19 protein-coding genes are annotated in these 18541 nt (G+C 47.8%); 6 read left to right on the plus strand and 13 right to left on the minus strand.

The features are described from left to right. Positions 1-2 precede the first annotated feature (2 nt). The 3 genes from ilvB to hpf all read right to left on the minus strand — a co-directional run bounded on the left by ilvB (position 3) and on the right by hpf (position 4102). Positions 3-1811, minus strand: a complete 1809-nt coding sequence (gene ilvB / locus AM1_RS14010; RefSeq protein ID WP_012163511.1) for a biosynthetic-type acetolactate synthase large subunit — start codon at positions 1809-1811, stop codon at positions 3-5. Positions 1812-1957: 146 nt separating this feature from the next. Continuing rightward, positions 1958-3247, minus strand: a complete 1290-nt coding sequence (locus AM1_RS14015) for an MFS transporter (RefSeq protein WP_012163512.1) — start codon at positions 3245-3247, stop codon at positions 1958-1960. Between the two features lie 216 nt (positions 3248-3463). Beyond that, entirely contained in the window at positions 3464-4102 is a 639-nt protein-coding gene (hpf, locus tag AM1_RS14020; RefSeq protein ID WP_012163513.1) for a ribosome hibernation-promoting factor, HPF/YfiA family, read from the minus strand. Between the two features lie 147 nt (positions 4103-4249). Between hpf and lipB the strand changes: the two genes are divergently transcribed. Together lipB and AM1_RS14030 are read left to right on the plus strand one after the other, a co-directional pair. Then, positions 4250-4978, plus strand: a complete 729-nt coding sequence (gene lipB, locus AM1_RS14025; protein WP_012163514.1) for a lipoyl(octanoyl) transferase LipB — start codon at positions 4250-4252, stop codon at positions 4976-4978. A 49-nt stretch (positions 4979-5027) separates the two neighbouring features. Further along, on the plus strand, positions 5028-5492 hold the full coding sequence (locus tag AM1_RS14030; protein ID WP_012163515.1) for a molybdenum cofactor biosynthesis protein MoaE: 465 nt from the start codon (positions 5028-5030) through the stop codon (positions 5490-5492). Positions 5493-5494: 2 nt separating this feature from the next. On the opposite strand, the gene AM1_RS14035 is transcribed toward AM1_RS14030, so the two are convergent. The 6 genes from AM1_RS14035 to rpmH form a co-directional block, all read right to left on the minus strand. Beyond that, entirely contained in the window at positions 5495-5998 is a 504-nt protein-coding gene (locus AM1_RS14035) for a YceD family protein (RefSeq protein ID WP_012163516.1), read from the minus strand. Between the two features lie 31 nt (positions 5999-6029). Then, complete coding sequence (locus AM1_RS14040; RefSeq protein WP_012163517.1) at positions 6030-6554, minus strand: Jag family protein; 525 nt, start codon at positions 6552-6554, stop codon at positions 6030-6032. A 5-nt stretch (positions 6555-6559) separates the two neighbouring features. Beyond that, a complete protein-coding gene (gene yidC, locus AM1_RS14045) occupies positions 6560-7774 on the minus strand; it encodes a membrane protein insertase YidC (protein WP_010468790.1) in 1215 nt (404 codons plus the stop codon). A 252-nt stretch (positions 7775-8026) separates the two neighbouring features. After that, positions 8027-8428, minus strand: a complete 402-nt coding sequence (locus tag AM1_RS14050) for a PH domain-containing protein (RefSeq protein WP_010468792.1) — start codon at positions 8426-8428, stop codon at positions 8027-8029. A gap of 30 nt (positions 8429-8458) precedes the next feature. Further along, complete coding sequence (gene rnpA / locus AM1_RS14055; RefSeq protein ID WP_012163518.1) at positions 8459-8779, minus strand: ribonuclease P protein component; 321 nt, start codon at positions 8777-8779, stop codon at positions 8459-8461. 62 nt (positions 8780-8841) lie between these two features. After that, on the minus strand, positions 8842-8979 hold the full coding sequence (rpmH, locus tag AM1_RS38705; protein WP_010468797.1) for a 50S ribosomal protein L34: 138 nt from the start codon (positions 8977-8979) through the stop codon (positions 8842-8844). Between the two features lie 152 nt (positions 8980-9131). Here rpmH and dnaA point away from each other — a divergent pair, with 152 nt between their 5' ends. The 3 genes from dnaA to AM1_RS14070 all read left to right on the plus strand — a co-directional run bounded on the left by dnaA (position 9132) and on the right by AM1_RS14070 (position 12665). Further along, complete coding sequence (gene dnaA / locus AM1_RS14060; protein WP_012163519.1) at positions 9132-10499, plus strand: chromosomal replication initiator protein DnaA; 1368 nt, start codon at positions 9132-9134, stop codon at positions 10497-10499. Positions 10500-11125: 626 nt separating this feature from the next. Next, positions 11126-12244 (plus strand): DNA polymerase III subunit beta, encoded by a 1119-nt coding sequence (gene dnaN / locus AM1_RS14065; RefSeq protein WP_012163520.1) that lies wholly within the window; start codon positions 11126-11128, stop codon positions 12242-12244. Between the two features lie 217 nt (positions 12245-12461). Next, positions 12462-12665 (plus strand): hypothetical protein, encoded by a 204-nt coding sequence (locus tag AM1_RS14070; protein WP_012163521.1) that lies wholly within the window; start codon positions 12462-12464, stop codon positions 12663-12665. An 81-nt stretch (positions 12666-12746) separates the two neighbouring features. Here AM1_RS14070 and AM1_RS14075 read toward each other — a convergent pair whose 3' ends face one another. Next, the gene (locus tag AM1_RS14075) at positions 12747-14720 is read right to left on the minus strand and encodes a glycosyl hydrolase family 28-related protein (protein ID WP_012163522.1); all 1974 of its coding nucleotides are present in this window, start codon (positions 14718-14720) and stop codon (positions 12747-12749) included. 129 nt (positions 14721-14849) lie between these two features. Then, positions 14850-15884 (minus strand): glycosyltransferase family 2 protein, encoded by a 1035-nt coding sequence (locus AM1_RS14080; protein WP_012163523.1) that lies wholly within the window; start codon positions 15882-15884, stop codon positions 14850-14852. A 56-nt stretch (positions 15885-15940) separates the two neighbouring features. Here AM1_RS14080 and AM1_RS14085 point away from each other — a divergent pair, with 56 nt between their 5' ends. Beyond that, a complete protein-coding gene (locus AM1_RS14085) occupies positions 15941-16603 on the plus strand; it encodes a response regulator transcription factor (protein WP_012163524.1) in 663 nt (220 codons plus the stop codon). On the opposite strand, the gene AM1_RS14090 is transcribed toward AM1_RS14085, so the two are convergent. Together AM1_RS14090 and AM1_RS14095 are read right to left on the minus strand one after the other, a co-directional pair. Beyond that, positions 16600-17070, minus strand: coding sequence for a low molecular weight protein-tyrosine-phosphatase (locus tag AM1_RS14090; protein ID WP_012163525.1), 471 nt, complete (start codon positions 17068-17070; stop codon positions 16600-16602). The two genes, AM1_RS14085 and AM1_RS14090, sit on opposite strands and share 4 nt — an antisense overlap. 14 nt (positions 17071-17084) lie before the next feature. After that, positions 17085-18536 (minus strand): carotenoid oxygenase family protein, encoded by a 1452-nt coding sequence (locus AM1_RS14095; protein WP_012163526.1) that lies wholly within the window; start codon positions 18534-18536, stop codon positions 17085-17087. Positions 18537-18541: the final 5 nt, after the last annotated feature.

Consider the following 18541-nt stretch of genomic DNA (forward strand, 5'->3'; position numbering starts at 1 on the left):
GCTTACAACTTTGTCCCGCACTCAGGGCAAAAGTGATTTGTTGAGGTATTTTTGGCCCCGCAGTTACTGCAATAAATCAGCTCTGCTGCCTTTTCTAAGGTTTTCTGATCCGGCAACCCTAGCATTTGGGCATTGCTCTTACCCGGTGCCACCATGGGATAGCAGTTTTCATCCCGCGTCACCTGGGCATCTAACAGATAGGGACCATCAAACGCTAACATCTCAGCAATGACACTTTCGAGATCATTTCGCTCCCGCAAAATGCCACCCTTGACGCCAAATGCTTCCGCCAATTTCTCAAAATTAGGCATCCCGGCTTCCATACTGGAGTTGGAATAGCGCTCGCCAAAAAAGGCTTGCTGCCACTGGCGCACCATCCCTTGCCAGAAATTATTGATAATGACCGTTTTGACCTTGATACCGTATTGGGCTAGGGTAGCCAACTCCTGCAAATTCATTTGGAAGCTGGCATCACCACTGATACAGATCACTTGATGATCGGGTAATGCCACCTGTACCCCCATCGCCGCCGGTAAACCATAGCCCATGGTTCCCAGACCACCACTCGTCACCCACTGGCGAGGACCATTCTTCAGGAACTGAGCCGCCCACATTTGGTGCTGTCCGACATCTGTTGTGTAGTAGGCATGGGGTGCCTGTCGTTGCAGCTCCACAATCACCTCTTGGGGCGACAGCTTTGTGTCTGGTCTAGGCACCATCAATGGATAATCTCGCTGCCAACGTTCTACCCGAGAGCGCCACTCTTGTGTCTGGGCTGTATCAGGCGGTGAAGACTGTTTTGCTATTTTCAGCAGTTCCACTAAGACAGGCTTCACGCTACCCACAATCGGCACCGTCGGGGCACGATTTTTGCCCACTTCCGCTGGGTCAATATCGATATGAATCACTTTTGCCCTAGAGGCAAATTCATCAAGCTTACCCGTCACCCGATCATCAAAGCGGGCACCCACGGCAATCAGCAGATCACATTCACTAACGGCAAAATTGGCATAGGCGGTGCCGTGCATACCCAACATCCCCACGGATAAGGGATGGGCCTCATCAAAGGAGCCTTTGCCCATCAGCGTTGTGGTTACCGGAATATGGAACCACTCAGCCAGCTCTTTCAGTTCAGCATGGGCTCCCGACGAAATGGCTCCACCACCTACATATAAGAGGGGAGATTTAGCCTGTCGAATGAGATCTAGGGCTTGTTTAATCTGACGCGGATTGCCTTTGACCGTGGGGCGATAGCCCTTTAAGCTAATGGTCCCTGGCTGCACAGGAGTATAGTCAAACTCTTGAAGGCCTACGTCCTTGGGCACATCAATTAAAACGGGTCCTGGTCTACCGGTACCAGCAATATGGAAGGCTTCCGCCACAACCCGAGCCATATCCGCCGGATCACGCACCACATAGGAATGTTTCACCAGGGGCAGCGTAATCCCAAAAATATCGGTTTCTTGGAACGCATCACTGCCAATATTGGTCCGAGGCACCTGCCCCGTAATCACCACCATCGGAATTGAATCCATATGAGCGGTGGCAATTCCGGTCACCAAGTTGGTTGCCCCAGGACCGGAGGTCCCAAAGCAGATGCCGACCTGCCCCGTTGCTCTAGCATAGCCATCAGCAGCATGGGATGCACCTTGTTCATGGCGGACCAAAATATGTTTGAGATCGCCCCGCTGTTCTGCCTTATACACCTCATCATAAATCGGCAAAATCGCACCACCGGGATAGCCAAAAATATGTTTGACGCCGTGATTTTTTAGACTATCGATTAACGCAAAAGCTCCGGTTGCACGCACAGGAGAACCTCACACTCAGATCCTAGTTGCCAAATAAGAGAATTTATCGTCCGTTGAGAAATGAAAACCTTTTAGATCTATATAGTTTAAGCGGAGCGACTTCAACCTGTCGAGAGAAATTGCAGAAGAGTTTACAACCTTGGATTTTAAATCACATCCTGGAGAACCTTGCGGGTACTTCGCCAAACCAAGAAACCCGCCACTACGACCGTGATCCCCATGGCAATCAGCACCCGCCGTAGTCCCAAAACGTCAGCCAAAATACCTGCAATCGCCAAGGGCACGCTCAAGGCAATATTGACCACATTGTTTTGAAATCCAAACACTTTACCGCGCATATCTGGCGGCGTTTTCACTTGAATCAGAGTTTGCATCGGTACCCCAATCATGGCTGCCCCCATGCCCAGGAACATACTTAAGCTCAGGCTCAAGGCAATACTGAGGTCAATTCCCAACCAATCCTTATGAATAAACGAGAACAATACCAACACAATGCCCATACTGAAAAACCCAAATAGGGGGAGGGGTAAATGATGAAAGCGATCGCCCCACTGACCCAGAACGCCCGCACCAATCACCAGACCCACACCAGCCGCTGCCAGCAAGAAGCCAAACTGACTGGGTTTATCAAAGCCTACTTTTTCCGCTAGGCCAATGGACAGCACTGATAGGGCTGCAAATACGCAGTACAGCATTGTCAGCTGCACCATGGCATTGCTAATCAAACGATTTTTCCGCAGGTAGGCAAAGCCTAATTTCAAGTCACTAAAAGGGTGCAAGGCCACGGCTTCGTTATGCTTTTTCTCTCGCAAGGGCAGCATAATCCCTAACACAATGGCTGATAAAACATACAGCCCACCAACTAAAAATTCTCGGCCATTCACACCACCCCAGTTCTGCGACCAGCTCAGCAACGGATCGCCCACGGCAAATCCCACCACCAAAGAGCCCATCATCGTCGTCGTAAATAGGGCATTGGCAGGCATCAGGTTGTTTGGCTTCACCAACACGGGAATAGCGGCCTGTTCAGCCGGAGCAAAGAACTGAGTCAAGATTGACTCCAAGAACGCCACCGTCAGTAAGAGCGGAAAGAAGGGCAGGGACTTGGGCAACACAATAATGACTAAGGTCAGCAAGCCCCGCATCAGAGTTGTGGTCCACAAGATCTGCTTCTTAGACCATCGATCGACAAAAATTCCAGCTGCGGACCCAAAGAATACCGCTGGCAGCGTATTCGCAATCATCACCGATGACCGCATGGAATTCTCAATATTTTCTGGGGGTTGATAGTCTCCCACCAAGGTAATGAGCAGTACAAAAAAAAACTTGTCCGCTAACTGTGAAATAATCTGTCCTGCCCACAGCACCACAAAGGCCCGATTATCCATCAGGGAACGAAATCCACCGTTAGGGGGTTGGGGGTCAGAAGTCTGCATAAATCCGCATCATGATGTCATCGGTTGGAAGGCGAGGGAGTGTAATCTATAGACTGCCCAGTCCCAGGGCAAGACACAACTCAAGCAACCGCAATATTGTACTCAAATAGGGGGCTTTGCCGAAATTGGCCTCCCTATATCAACCATAAAGATAGTCCATACATAGCATTAAACCCCTGACAAAGCAGGGGTTTATATCGTTAGGCTGAGAAAAAGCTATGCAGTTTGAAAATCAGCTTGTTTCACGTGACCATTGCTAATGGGATTACCTTGGCGAGGCTGAATCACCCCATACCCTCCATGATTGCGCTCGTAAATCACATTTAGTTGACCCGTGTCAGCATTTTCAAACACATAAAAATCATGGTCAACCAGATCTAATTGCTCAAGGGCATCATGAACGGACATGGGGGAAATAGCAAAGTACTTACACCGAACCACTTCCTCGGGCAATTCAGGGGCACGATCCCTCGTTAGATCCCCAATAAGTGGCTGCTCTTCTGGAGTTTGAAGAGCAACAGCTTTCGATCGATTAGAGCCTTTATTAGGCCCTTTTGTTTGCCGCTTCTCTTTGTACTTACGGAGCTGGCGAGCAATTTTATCGGCGACCAGGTCAATGCTGGCATATAGGTTTTCTGAACTTTCTTCTGCTCGAATGACAGAACCATTTACAAATAGGGTTACTTCCGCGGTTTGTTTCGTCGTTATTCTAGGATTACGAGCAACCGATAGATGCACATCGATTTCGGTCGTTAAATTCTGATAATGATTGGCAGCCTTCTCTATCTTTTGGTGGACATATTCACGAATGGCATCGGTGATCTCAATATTCTTGCCGTGAATAACAAGCTTCATAGGGTTGCCTCCCCTAATGGTCAGTGTTAACCTCACCCTAACACTTTGTTTTCTGCAAGGGGGGGCTGTTCTACCGTGTCTTCAACTTGCTTTGCATCCCGTGATAATTCTTAAATGCTATCGTCATAGGATTACTCGGAAATACCCTTGATTTCATCTCACCAATCGGTTAAGGATTCGGACTCATCTCTCCCTAAACGTCCCTGTTGGCTGTACCAACTGGGTCTGGTGGACTACCAAAAAGCGTGGGATTGGCAGCGGCAACTGGTGTGCGATCGCATTCACAATCCTCAACTTCCCGATACATTACTCCTGTTAGAGCATCCCCCGGTCTATACCCTGGGACAGGGTGCAAGTTTAGACTTTCTTAAATTCAATCCTGACCAATCAGACTTTGCCCTGCACCGGATCGAACGCGGAGGAGAAGTCACTTATCACTGTCCGGGTCAACTCATCGGCTATCCCATTCTCAATCTCAAGCACCATCAAACTGACCTGCACTGGTATCTACGGCAGCTAGAAGAAGTAATCATTCGTACCCTGGGCATTTACGGACTAGAAGCAGAGCGTATTCCGGGCCTTACAGGCGTCTGGCTAGACCAGTGCAAAGTCGCAGCCATCGGCATTAAGGTCAGTCGCTGGATTACCATGCACGGCTTTTCTCTCAATATCAACCCCGATCTGTCTGGCTTTGACCAGATCATTCCCTGTGGTATCCATAATCGGGCCGTCGGCAGCTTAGAGCAGTTTATTCCCAACCTAGACAGTGCTGAGGTCACTGCCACACTGCTGCATCAGTTTTCCCGGGTGTTCGATCTAGATTTGAGACGAGAGGGCCCTGAACCTTTTATCTGTCATCCTTCATCGCTTGATTAAGTCATTACGATAATCCGTCATGATAGAGAAGCAGTGCCCTTCTCCCGCCATGACTTCCTCTGTTGCTTCTACAGACGATCACTTTCTGATTACATTTGCTCCCCTGAGCGTCGAGGAAGTGTATCATCAAGCCGATCATCCCCATAACGGCGCTGTGGTCGTCATGAGTGGCACCGTTCGTGACCAAACGGACGGTAAAGCCGTACTCTCCCTGGAATATCAAGCCTATGAACCCATGGCCCTTAAAGTTTTCCAGAGCATTGCCCAGGATATTCGTCAGCGCTGGCCAGAGGTCAACCGGATTGCTATCCATCACCGCACGGGTCATCTCAAAATTAGCGAGATTAGCGTCCTCGTTGCCGTGGGCTGTCCCCATCGAGCTGAAGCCTTCACCGCCTGTCAATACGCCATCGACACCCTCAAGCACAATGCCCCCATCTGGAAAAAAGAGCACTGGGCCGACGGTTCGAGTAGCTGGGTCAATATTGGGGCCTGTGAACAGGAAAACGCTTAGGCTTAGTTTCCCTGCATTTGTTCTTTTAAAGACTCTAATGCAGCCCAGCGTCGATCAACGGGTTGCTCAATCTTCTCTGCCTCTTTCAGCAAACCTTCACAGTTTTGATCACAAAGCTGTCGATGGGGCAGTTGCAAACTCAACTGCTGATACAGCCAATCTTCAGGACTAAAGTACCCTCGGGGGGATAATGTTTCGACCGGGTCATCGAGGGTGACTTCAATTTCCAATCCAGGCTCATCTGCCGGGACATCTGCCGATAACCAAATCATCTCTGAGGCATCTACTGTCAGCCGATGATTATATTGCTGCAAACAGCGATCGCAATTCAGAGTCACAATCGTTTTTGCTTGGCTGCTCACCTGCAGATAATTACCCTGGTGCATGAGGGTAACTTGCCCTTGCACTGCCGTTAGGGAAGAAAGTTCAGTTAAAAACTCATCAACATCCAAAACCAGGGTTTGCTTGGGCGCATTTTCAATGTCTGGGATGTAAACCTTGTCCATCGCGGGGAACCTTTCTCCATCCCTTCTCTACTTAATCGTTCTGAGCATCCTCATTCGCCGCCAGCATCACCACCAAACGGCGATCGGGTTCTTGGCCACGGCTGACCGTCTCTAAATCTGACTCATCAAACAAAATTGTATGGACTAACCGCCGTTCCGCTGAATTAATCGGAGGCATCACATATTCTTGCCCAGTTTCGCGAACCGATTGAGCCGCTTTGTCTGCGAGTTGCGTCAACTCTTCATACCGGTTGACGCGAACATCAGACATCTCAATCGTATAGGCCGTTCGGGCTTCTTTATCTTTGCCCAAATTCAAAGTTGAATTAATCAAATATTGAATCGCATCTAACATGCGGCCATTGTTGCCAATGAGTAAGTCAACCTGCTCTGGAGACAAGTCACTGTCTTCAATAGTGAGCCAGAACCCACCAAAATCTTTAAACTTAGTTTGGGCAATATCTGGCTTATCGATACTGACCGGAGTCTCAACTCCCAAATGGCCTAACAAATTGGACAACCACTCTTGTCCCCGTTGAACATTTGACTCACTCATGGGTGTCAACTCGATGCTTTCTTTTTAGAGTACTCAGGTTCAAAGGGTAGCGCACCCCGCTCACCATCTTCAGCCACCACCTTCGATGCCCGCTCTTCTTTGGCTTTCTTCCGCTCTTGTTCATCCACAATCTTTTGCAGATTCTCAGGCAATGGCTCTTTCGATAAGAAATAGCTTTGAACCGTTTGGAAGATGTTGGCTAGCAGCATATACAACAGCACCCCCGCAGGCAAAGGGAAGAATAAAAACATGCCTGAAAACATCACCGGCATATACTTATTCATCGCTTGCTGCTGTGACCCAGAGTCGCCACCGCTTTGTCCTGACAGTAACTGGTTGACATATAAAGATACGCCAAACCCAATCACCATAAACAAAATATCCCAATGGATGGCATCCGAGTTGAACTGAGCGCCATCATCTGTTGTGGTAAAGATTTCACCCTCAACAGCACCCACACGACCTAAGGCTTTAATAAATAAGAACCCTTTCTCAGCAGCAATCCCAGTCAACGTCCCTTGAATCGTGACATCACCGGGTTGAAGGGCAACAATATGACCATTGTCATCAATGCTGACCCGATCTTCACCCTTCATCACCTTCCAAGTAGGAACGATATCGTTAGCTTCAGACTCAGGAATAATATCTTGGAGCGGTTTCCCACCAATCGTTTGAAACTGGAAGTCAGTAGATTGACCCACCCCTAACTCTTTACCAGAAGGCACAATACCAACTACAGGGTAGTGGGTTTTCTCCGCCACAAAAATATTCTGTGATTTAGTCGTAAATGGCTCAGGCTGAACTTCCGCAATCTTATCCTGGGGCAGAATTTTTAAGTTCACCGAATAGTTAACGTTGGCAAAGGGCGATCCTCTCAACGTTGCAAACAACGCAAATAGAATCGGCATTTGGATTAACAGCGGAAAACATCCGGCTAGAGGATTGCCAAACTCTTTAAATAGCTTGGTTTGCTCCTCTTGCAACTTCGCTGGATCATCTTTGTAGCGCTCTTGCAGCTCCTTTTGGCGCTTTTGCATCACCGGTTGTGAGACTTTCATTCGCCGCATATTGCGAATTTGGCCTGCACTCACCGGATACAAAACAGAGCGAATCACCAGCGTTAGGGCAACGATGGCCAATCCATAACTAGGTACGATCCCGTAGAAAAAATCCAGGATCGGCAACATAATGTTGTCCGAGATAAATCCAATAAAGTTCATTCGTGTATAGCCGACCTAAGTGCGGAAATTAGCAAAATACTGAGTTGACTGAGCTTTTCACTGTGTCCAGGAAATATAAAAGCTTCTAGCCTTTACAAGCATGATTTTACTGGTAATACATACTGTGGGCAAACAGCCAGCCAATCTCAATACTATTTTAAGATTGAGCACAAATTGAGACAATCTTTTCCATCATACTCATCTGAGCAACAAATGTTGAAATCTGAGCGGATCATCGCCCAACCCAACTTTCTAAGATGCAGACCCACTCGCAACGGTGGATTTTGCCTGAGATTTTGCTTCCACTCTCTCTTCTATATAGGCAGCAATTTCCCTAAATTTCGGCAAAGATTTCAATTCAATCCGACTGCCATCTTTTAAAATAATCAGCATATCTCCCCAAAAGCCTAATCCTCTGGGAATCACAGATACTTCAGAAATTTCAGAATAGACCAAGTCAGTCCGGCTACGTCCAAACCAGCCCCCATTCACTGTTACACGTCGGCTGGTAATCCGAAACCGTAGCCAAATGGCTCTGACCAATGCACCAATCGTCAGAGGAATAAAAAATATAGTTAAAGCTAAGAAAGAATTTAAGATTAAATCACCAATATGAGGCCCTCCTTCAAAGTAGACCTCCTCCTTAATACCCATTTAGGATCTCCGCGTCTGCAAATAACTTTCTTAATTGTTGTCAGAAATTAGAAAGTAATCGCACTGAACGGCAGCCGTCCGAACAACAATCACTACATCCCAACCTGGCTGTAATTCAGGCAGGAGCTGGCGACATGCCGCTCTTAACTGCCGCTTAATTCGATTACGAACGACGGCTCGCTTGCTGACTTTTTGGCTAATCGAAAAACCAATACGAATTGGTTTTTTTTGTGAATTTGCACCCGATCGATAGGTTCTTAGCACTAAATATTTTGTGCTTTGGCGTTTACCTTTACGGTACACAACACTAAATTCTCGGTTTTTTTTGAGTCGATGGGAGGTTGATAACATTTAGCCTGCGCTACGCCCATGGGTTCAAAACGTTCAGCAGCCTTCGGCTCACTCACTCTTCGCTATACGGATAAGCGCTTACGGCCTTTACGTCGGCGAGAGCTAATCACATTTTGGCCACTCTGAGAGCGCATCCGGGCTCTAAATCCAGACGTTCTTTTGCGCTTGCGGCAGGTTCCGCCCAAGGTTCGTTTAGTCATAATTTATTCAGTCAAAAGATTTCACAAGGTCAAGGCATTTAGGTCGAGCGTTTGACCCAGAATCCATAGTTTACAATCTTATCACCCACTCTTGCCAGACCGAATGAAACCCCTTACGCTCAATGTTGCTCAGCTTGCTGTCGAGGTAATCCATGGAAACTTCTCTTGAAACTCTTTGGAGCCAAGTTTTAGAACGCTTGCAGCTGCAGCTCAGCCGCCCCACCTTCGAAACTTGGATTAAAACCGCCAATGCTGAACAGCTAGATGAGAATCGCCTAGTGATTCGCACGCCTAATCCGTTTGCCCGGAATTGGTTGCAGAAATACTATGTCAAAACCATTCGAGATGTCGTCCATGAGATTTTGGGGCATCCTGTCGAAATTCAAATTGAAATTGCCCAAGGGGATTCCAACGCTACGATTTCAGCCCCGGAGGTTGCCTCACCACCGCCCACCGCTAGCCCAGTTGAAAATACCAACACTAGCCAACGCCAACAAGCCAGCCTCAATCCTAAATATGTGTTTTCTCGCTATGTGGTCGGCCCCAATAATCGCATGGCCCATGCCGCTTGTTTAGCGGTTGCTGAGTCTCCAGGGCGCGAATTTAATCCATTATTTCTCTGTGGCGGTGTTGGATTGGGAAAAACCCACCTAATGCAGGCCATCGGCCATTACCGACTAGAGATTTCACCGAACTCACGTATTTTCTACATCTCCACTGAACAATTCACCAATGATCTGATTGCCGCCATTCGCAAGGATGGAATGCAAAAGTTTCGAGAACATTACCGAGCAGTAGATGTGATGTTGGTCGATGACATCCAATTTATTGAAGGCAAAGAATATACCCAAGAAGAGTTTTTTCATACCTTCAATACATTGCATGAGGCAGGCAAGCAGGTTGTACTCGCGTCTGACCGTCCACCCAGCCAAATTCCACGGCTACAGGAGCGTCTCTGTTCCCGCTTTTCCATGGGATTGATTGCAGATATTCAGCCCCCTGATTTAGAAACACGGATGGCCATTCTGCAAAAGAAAGCAGAATACGAAAATATTCGCCTTCCTAGAGAAGTCATTGAATATATTGCGTCTAGCTACACCTCTAACATTCGAGAACTCGAAGGCGCTCTCATTCGGGCAGTGGCCTATATTTCCATTTCTGGACTGCCCATGAATGTGGAAAATATCGCTCCAGTACTCAATCCACCGACTGCCAAAATATCGGCTTCCCCTGAAAGCATTATTAACGCCGTCGCTGATACCTATGGCATCTCGATTGATGATCTCAAAGGCAATTCCCGACGCCGGGAAATTAGCATGGCCCGCCAAATTGGCATGTACCTTATGCGCCAGCATACCGACCTCAGCCTGCCAAAAATTGGCGAGGAATTCGGTGGCAAAGACCACACCACGGTTATGTATAGCTGTGACAAAGTATCAGACTTACAAAAGAAAAATCCAGAACTCGCCCAATCTCTACGACAGTTAGGTGATCGGATCAAGCTGGCCAACCAACCCTAAGGGGAAGCCAGCTTGTTATTCATCTCTCCCGAATGGGAAGAGGACGAAGTGCTGCCATCCAGTGATATTGAACTCTGGTAGTCATTGCTATACCAGAGGAACACTGTGGATATTGTGCACAACCTGTGGATTACTAGATGTTCCGAACGACTGGCTATAAATTTTATTTTGAAAAGACTATAATTCTTTGAAATCTTTATTTGGTAAGGATTTCAGGTAAATATAAACACAATCTTAAATCTTTCATCAAGAATTTTAAACGTTCAATTTACCCCTGTGGAAAACCGCCATTTTTCTGTGGAAAACATGGGTGAAACTTTGTGGAAAACCCAGGGGTCTTGTGGAGAAAAAAATATTAATTCACACCCTGTGGAAAACCCCCCGATCTTTTCCACAGGTTTTCCACAGGTGAGCGATCGGCTAAAGCCTTGTTCTCAATGAGGCTTTCTACTTTTTCCACATTTTCCACAGCCCCTACTATTACTACTATTATTTAAATTTAAAAAGAGGGGAATATAGATAGACCTGATTTTTGACCAGCATTTCTTGCAACTTTGAGGGACAGGGCAATGATGTTACGATGTTGCTCCCAGAGTTTAGAAAGTGTTGAAGTCCCTAGAAGCCTTATGAAGTTGGTCTGTCAGCAAAGTGATCTAAATTCCAAACTGTCACTCCTTAGTCGAGTAGTCCCTTCGAATCCTACCCACCCGGTTCTAGCGAATGTTTTATTGACGGCTCAAGCCGAACGCCTCGGTTTAACCGTGTTTGATTTGAGTTTAGGAATTCAAGTTTGGATTGCTGCAGATGTCGAAGAAACCGGCGCTTTAACGTTGCCAGCTCGGTTTCTCAACGATATTGTCTCGCGTTTACCCAACTGCGATATCGAAGTCGAAACCGATGACACAGCTGTAACATTGACCTGCGATTCAGGCCATTACCAAATGCAAGGATTAGTGGCGGAAGAATTTCCAGGACTGCCGAGTTTGGATGAAATACCCGCCCTAGATCTGCCCACAGACGTGTTTCTTGAGGGATTGCAGGCCACTTTGTTTGCAGCGAGTACTGACGAAAGCAAACAAATTCTGACGGGGCTGCATCTGAATACTTCAGAGTCAGGGTTTGAATTTGCAACAACGGATGGGCATCGACTTGCGATCGCAAACTTTCCTGACCTCGTCACTCCAGAGCCCATGACCATGACCATACCTGCGAAAGCCTTACGAGAGCTAGAGCGGATGCTGGGAAGAGTCAATGCCGATGTAGCCCTACGATTTGATACCAATCAGGCCATTTTTGAACTAATCGGCGAACAAGGAACGGAGCGCCTGAGCTGTCGATTGTTGGAAGGGCAATATCCAGCCTATCCTCAACTTGTGCCGAAGCAGTTTGAGCGGCAAGTGACAGTGGAGCGGCAGCTGTTGCTCAGTAGTGTGGAACGGATTGCAGTATTAGCCGCCCGCAAAAATAATATTATTCGTTTAAAGATCGATAGTGCTGAACAGAATGTGGCTCTGTCAGCAGAGGCGCCTGAGTTGGGTATGGGAGAGGAACGTTTGCCAGCTCAAATCTCAGGAGAAGATTTAGACATCGCCTTTAATGTGAAATATTTGAGTGATGGCTTAAAGGCACTGGATAGCCAAGAAGTACAGCTGCAAATGAATTCGGCGACTATGCCAGCGGTTTTATCTCCCTTGTCGGGTCGTCAAATTACCTATTTGATCATGCCAATTCAAATTCGCGGTTAGCCTAGCCCATCAATCATGGGTATCTTAAGTAATATGGGGAACTATTTAAATTGATCCATGATCTAAAGTATGAGTGAGTAGACTATTTATATTGCTGACGGATAAACTGAGTTAAGTTTGACGGATAGATTGAAATTTGAAGAGAAAACCTTCTAAGATTTGATCCTCCAATGCATATCAGGCCATCCTTCAGCTAACTGTCTAAAGGGTTATGAGAATGAAAGAAATCGTAATTTTGGTGTTATCCGTGAGCTTGGTGAGTGTCTTTGCCAGCACCGCTAACGCTATGCGTTCATTTCTCACTGCGACAGAAACGGCTGAGCCTGCTTTTGTCGATTCAGAAAACGATTGTGCGTTGACCCCCATCGTCGCTGACCAACCTCCTGAAGATGAGGAACATTGGCCAGGTTGCCGCGATTAATTTCAACCACTCCTGATAAATTGCATCTATAAAAATATCCCCCGCAATCTAACTGTTGCGGAGGATATTTTTATAGATGCCCTATGAGGGATAGGCAATATAGGCATCCGCATTTTTAAAGGTATCGGTGGTTTGAGTTTTCCCCTTGCGGGTTTCCTTGGCAACAATAGAGAAGCCTTTACCGTAAATACCCGCTACTGAGAAAGAAGAGTCTTCCGTGATAAATCGGGGATTATCGGCATTGGAGACACCACTGCCGACATGGGCTGCTCCAAACAATTCCGTTTTGCCGCCGTTGATTGTTTTAATCGTGGTTCCCTCATCTTCGGTTTTGTAGCCAAGTATCCACACTTGGGCGTTATCATTCAGTACTTTGGCAGTAATGTTGAGTTGAGATTGGGTATTACTTTCAAGATTCAGCTGTCGAGCCCAGACATTTTGATCTTTAAAGATAACGGAAGAACCGACACAGTCATTAATAAACACATCTCCAGGCTTTGAGGCTTTAGGGACATAGTGGAATCCCAGTAAGTTGTTCAGTACCAAGGTCCGCTGAGAGGTATGTTCAATAGTTTCTACCTTCTCCAAGCGCTCAATGATGACCGTGGGAGACTGACCCGGACCGACTCGAATCACAGCATTCTTTGCCATTTTGACTTTGGCTTCTGTGCCCATCAACCGGCGCACATTATTCCGGAGTTCTAGAGGCTGATTGATGGTCCATGTCCCCCTCGGTAAGTAAACGGTCGTGGCCCCAGAATCGATGGCGGCCTGAATAGAAGGTGTGTCATCTAGATCATCATCTGGGAGACCACTAGTGCCGAGCAGGTGCTTATGGGGACCATCCCACTTACTCAAGTCTTGTTCCCAAGGCATTTCAGGGGTTTCCTTGATCGGCAACCCTAACATTTGGTTGGCGGAGGGAAAGAGGGTGACTGGCCCGCCTTTTCTGTTTTCACCAAAGCCATTGGCTAAATAGTGGGTGATGTTACCGCTGGGAACATTGCCATTGCCACGGCCCCAATTCACGTTACTTTTGACCGCTAGCTTATAGCCTGTGGTCTGAGTTCGGTCAATATACATGGATTTTTGATTGCTGATGGCGGGTTCAGAGGCTGCAGCACCAGAGCCTGTTAAGGTAGAATCCAGCAACACAAAGCCTGCTTCGCCATCGTTGATAATGGCGGGCACAGTATTCTGGCTGCGCACCTGCCGGGCAAACACTTTCTGAGAATTGGTGTTCCACCATCCACAGACGTTTTGGTTGAGCAGAGTAATATTTTCAAAGGTTTGGCTGGCAGTGGGCCAACGGGTTTTGATGCCATAGTCAAAGCCGTTGACGGTGATGGCTTTGACTAATAACGGGCCAATCTCGTCTGTGTAGCTCATATCAAGGCCGATATTGCCTTTTCTGTCTTCAGACAAGATGGTTACATTCTGGGCAGTGCCCTGATTGCTGGCATTAAATTGAACGCCAATACTTTGAGGATGATTGCGACCCACATTGATAGTCATGTCGCGGATGGCGTTACGAAAGCGCTGAGCGGGAGCAGGGCCAAAATTGAGAATGGCTTTGGTATAGGTAGAGGGCACACTATCCATGAGTCGAAGAATGGTTCCTTGCTGACTTTGCCCTTGGAAGATATTGCGCTTTTGGCTGCCTGCTAAGGTCAGCATGTCGCTGATATCGTAGGTGCCGTTGGGAAAGTAAAAAATATGGTTTTTCGTAGGATGAGCTGAAATGGCAGCTTGGATGGCAGCGGTATCATCTTGACCATCGTCCGGAATCGCTCCGAATTGGGTGACATCAATGATGCCTGCATCGCTGGGAAAGACGATGGCTGGCCGATTAATGGGAACGGCCGCTAAGGTCGGGTTGGTGGCCACATGGGGAGAGTTTGCTGGTGACGATCGATTAGATGCTGCCGGTGTGCAGGCTAAGGAAAGTAGAAAAGATAAGCACATCAAGCCTAAAAACGATCGAAATCGATGGGAAAACTTTTTTTTCCCCCATAACCAGATTTTTTGAACCTTAGAGGATGATTGGACAGACATATGGCTCGGCTCCCAACGAAGGAATACGATTGGTCTTCTTGTCCAAGCCTATCAAATTCAAGAAATGGGCTTTTTGGGGTCTGGAAGGGCTATGAGGTGTGCGTAGGGTTGGAACGAACGGGATTGAACCTAGTGGGTACGAGGCAGGGATGATGCCTGAGAATAGGTGGTTTGTGGGCTAGGGACGTTCCCAATCTCTTTGACCGTATAGAGGGGACGGCCTTTAATTTCTTCGTAAATTTGGCCCACATATTCTCCTAAAATGCCGAGACAAATCAGCTGTACAGCCCCCAGGAAAAAGATCGCCATGGTAATCATGGTGTAGCCGATTAACTGGCTGGAAGGATTGAAAAATCGCCAGTAGAGGGTCAAGAACATCATAAAGACCGCTAAAGCTGACGCAAATAACCCCAGATACGTGGCCAAGCGTAAGGGGACTTTGGAGAAGGCCATAATGCTGCTGAGAGCTAAGGTCAGGGATTTGTGAAAGGTATATTTGACGTCTCCCGCAAATCGAGGGGGACGATGAAGGGTAATGGCCGTTTGTCGAAAGCCCACCCAAGCCCGGAGACCCCGGATATAGCGGTTGCGCTCGGGCATTTGGTTCAGCAAATCTACCACTTGCCGATCCATCAGGCAAAAGTCACCGGTGTCCGTGGGAATGTGAATATCAGAGAGTTGCTGGAGAAATCGGTAAAACAGATAGGCGGTCAAGCGTTTAATGATGCCTTCTCGCTGTCGCGAAATTCTTTGAGCGTAAACGACCTGGTATCCCTGCTGCCATTGCTGAATCAGATCAGGGACGACTTCGGGTGGATCTTGTAGGTCGGCATCCATGACGATAATGGCTTGGCCGGTGGCAAACTGGAGACCGGCGGTTAAGGCAATTTGGTGGCCAAAGTTACGGGCTAGGCTGACGTATCGAACAGTAGGGTCATCTTGGTGCAGTTGGCGAATGAGAGGGAGGGTGCGATCGCAACTACCATCATCCACCAAAATCAGCTCTGCAGAACCATCCAGGGTTTTGATCAAGGCCTGCAGGCGTTGATACAGTTCAGCAATATTCTCTTCTTCGTTGTAAATCGGAATAACGAAAGAATACGTTACATTACCTGTTTGATCTGAATTGCTTGCAATTGATGAAGGGGAACTGAATGATGTCAAGGGATTGTTATAACTAAACAAAGGAGACGATACCTGCAAAGCGCACGCGACATTTTATGCCTTTAACCGTGTTGATCGTGGATGATGAACCGGGCATTCGGTTAGCGGTCACCGACTATCTGGAAGCAGTGGGATATACAGTGATTTCAGCCGCAACGGGCAAACAAGCGTGGCAGCTGGTCCAACAGTATCGTCCTCATCTGCTCGTGACTGATATTAGAATGCCACAGATGGATGGCTATGAGTTAGTGAAGCTGGTGAGACAACAACCGGCTTTTCGATTGCTTCCCGTCATCTATTTAACGGAATGCTCCCAAACCCAAGAGCGAATTCGAGGGTACAAATTAGGGTGTGATGCCTATTTGGCTAAGCCGTTTAACTTAGAAGAATTGGCAGCCGTCATCCGTAACCTATTAGACCGAGTGCAAATTGTGCAAACGGAAATTCAGGCGGTTTCTCAAGCGACTCCTAGCCGTGAACCGGTGGATACTGCATTAATCAACGCACTCGATCTGACCCAGCGAGAACAGCAAGTGTTGCGATTGCTGATGGAAGGGCTATCCAATGCCCAAATTGGTGAACAACTCCATCTCAGCTCCCGGACGGTGGAAAAGTATGTGAGTAAGCTCTTGCAAAAAACAGAAACCAGCAATCGAGCCGAAATCGTCAGGTTTGCCATGGAACATAATTTATTAGGGGCGATAGAGAACGATCCCTAAGATTTGTGCAAATGATCCAATAAGCCACTGCAAGCATCCAGCAGAAGATCAATCACATAATCAAACCCTGAAGGCCCTCCATAATAAGGATCGGGCACCTCTTTATCGGCAAAATTAGAGCAAAAATCGCACATCATGTGGATTTTATCGGCATATTGCTCATCTGGATTCATGGCTACCAAATCGCGGTAGTTTTGGCGATCCATGGCCAGAATTAGATCGAACTCCGCAAAATCTTCTGGTTCAACTTGGCGGCTGTTGCCGGTGAGTACGATACCTTGTCGTAAGCCAGCTGCCGCCATTCTCCGGTCTGGAGAAGCGCCAATATGATAGCTGCTAGTGCCTGCAGAATCACATTGGTATTCATGGGTGAGCTGCTCTTGCTGCAGCAGGTGATTCATAATCCCTTCGGCAGAGGGGGAGCGGCAAATATTGCCTAGACAGACAAACAAAAGCTTTTGGGGCATCGGGTTGGGACCGGTTAAAACAGCGTTGGCGTAAAACTGCCATGTAAACCGTAGGGGATATGGTGCTTTAAGTGCAAGCGGGCCAGCGGTCCCTGTTCGATTCGCTCGGCATCAAGGATAACCACATCGGATCGATCGTGATCGCCATCGTAAACCAGCGCGATTAACCAACCGTGATCTTCTTGGGTGGCGTTAGGTTTGGGGATAAACACCGGTTCTCCCATAAAGCCTTGAGGGGCGGCACTCCAGACTTGTTCTTCGCCTGTTTTAACGTCTTGCTTCAGGATGGCTTGTAAAGGCGCGTTGCCCGTACTGGTATCCGTGGCACCAATATAGACGTAGCGGTAATCGTGGGCCACATTTGCAGGATTCAGGGTTGGAAACTCACAACTGCGCTGGATTAGCGGTGTTTTCTCAACGGTGGCGGTCTCAGGATTGAGATGGAATCGCCATAAAGAGCCGGGAGGAACCCCGTCAAAATCAATGGTGCGGAAATCAATCCCCGATTCTAAGCCTGGGAAAGTGTCGTAGCAGATGGAGTCTACAATGACTTGACCATCTTCTTCATAGGCATTGGCATGGTGGAAGACAAAGCAAGCATCCGTGTCTAGCTGCTGGGGTTTATTCTCGCCTCGTCGGACCAGCCAAATTTTGGTGGGACTACCAGGCTTAAACGAGATACATTCCCCTGCCCCTTTGAACCCCAATAGGAAGGGAATGGGATTCAGAATGACGGGATTTTGGAAAAAGATGTAGTAGTTGGGGGTAACGGCAAAATCGTGAATAAAGGCAAACCCTGGAATGACAAACTGCTGCTGGTGAACCACCTCACCGGATGGGTCAAACTCGAACAGTTTTACCTTGCTGGAAAGGCCAGGTTTGATGGCAAAGTTAACGAGGCGATCGCCGTCCGCATGGGGCAAGATTCGGGGGTGAGCAGAAAATGGATCACCAGGGTTGAGAAGACCCGAAAAGTCTTCCAAGCCCAATGTGTCTAAGGTGGATGGATCGAGACGATAGGGCTGATCGGCTTCCCAAAGGGCCAGTAGCTTGCCTGCCCAGTAGATGATATGAGTGTTGGCAATATTCTTAAAGTTGATATCGAAGGCGTTGGCCAGTAAACCGCCGGGTTTAGGGGTACCAAATACGCCACGGTACAGAATCTTGCCCGCTTCTTGTTCTGCTAAATAGCCTTCTGTACGGACAAAGCGGTTACGGAAATGGGCCTTGCCCTGATCGAACTGAATCGAACAAATCATACCGTCTCCATCAAAAGGATGCTGGAGTGGAGTACCGTTGACATCCAATAGCCCCGGACCGTTGCGAAATAGAGTGCCGCTCAGCTCAGCGGGAATTTCACCGTCTATGTCTGCGATCGCATAGTCGTATTCCTCTTTCAGAGATTGGTGGCCTCCCTGCCAATTATGGTCGAGGTAGGTGTTACGGGTTGGAGCAGAAACGGTCATAGGGA

The organism is Acaryochloris marina MBIC11017 (genome assembly GCF_000018105.1).
GTDB classification, from domain to species: Bacteria; Cyanobacteriota; Cyanobacteriia; order Thermosynechococcales; family Thermosynechococcaceae; genus Acaryochloris; species Acaryochloris marina.

Coding starts and splice junctions, on each gene's coding strand:
- AM1_RS14015 (WP_012163512.1), bottom strand. CDS start 3,247: ATGCAGACTTCTGACCCCCAACCCCCTAACGGTGGATTTCGTTCCCTG.
- hpf (WP_012163513.1), bottom strand. CDS start 4,102: ATGAAGCTTGTTATTCACGGCAAGAATATTGAGATCACCGATGCCATT.
- AM1_RS14030 (WP_012163515.1), top strand. CDS start 5,028: ATGACTTCCTCTGTTGCTTCTACAGACGATCACTTTCTGATTACATTT.
- AM1_RS14035 (WP_012163516.1), bottom strand. CDS start 5,998: ATGGACAAGGTTTACATCCCAGACATTGAAAATGCGCCCAAGCAAACC.
- AM1_RS14040 (WP_012163517.1), bottom strand. CDS start 6,554: ATGAGTGAGTCAAATGTTCAACGGGGACAAGAGTGGTTGTCCAATTTG.
- yidC (WP_010468790.1), bottom strand. CDS start 7,774: ATGAACTTTATTGGATTTATCTCGGACAACATTATGTTGCCGATCCTG.
- AM1_RS14050 (WP_010468792.1), bottom strand. CDS start 8,428: ATGGGTATTAAGGAGGAGGTCTACTTTGAAGGAGGGCCTCATATTGGT.
- rnpA (WP_012163518.1), bottom strand. CDS start 8,779: ATGTTATCAACCTCCCATCGACTCAAAAAAAACCGAGAATTTAGTGTT.
- rpmH (WP_010468797.1), bottom strand. CDS start 8,979: ATGACTAAACGAACCTTGGGCGGAACCTGCCGCAAGCGCAAAAGAACG.
- dnaA (WP_012163519.1), top strand. CDS start 9,132: ATGGAAACTTCTCTTGAAACTCTTTGGAGCCAAGTTTTAGAACGCTTG.
- dnaN (WP_012163520.1), top strand. CDS start 11,126: ATGAAGTTGGTCTGTCAGCAAAGTGATCTAAATTCCAAACTGTCACTC.
- AM1_RS14070 (WP_012163521.1), top strand. CDS start 12,462: ATGAAAGAAATCGTAATTTTGGTGTTATCCGTGAGCTTGGTGAGTGTC.
- AM1_RS14075 (WP_012163522.1), bottom strand. CDS start 14,720: ATGTCTGTCCAATCATCCTCTAAGGTTCAAAAAATCTGGTTATGGGGG.
- AM1_RS14085 (WP_012163524.1), top strand. CDS start 15,941: ATGCCTTTAACCGTGTTGATCGTGGATGATGAACCGGGCATTCGGTTA.
- AM1_RS14090 (WP_012163525.1), bottom strand. CDS start 17,070: ATGCCCCAAAAGCTTTTGTTTGTCTGTCTAGGCAATATTTGCCGCTCC.
- AM1_RS14095 (WP_012163526.1), bottom strand. CDS start 18,536: ATGACCGTTTCTGCTCCAACCCGTAACACCTACCTCGACCATAATTGG.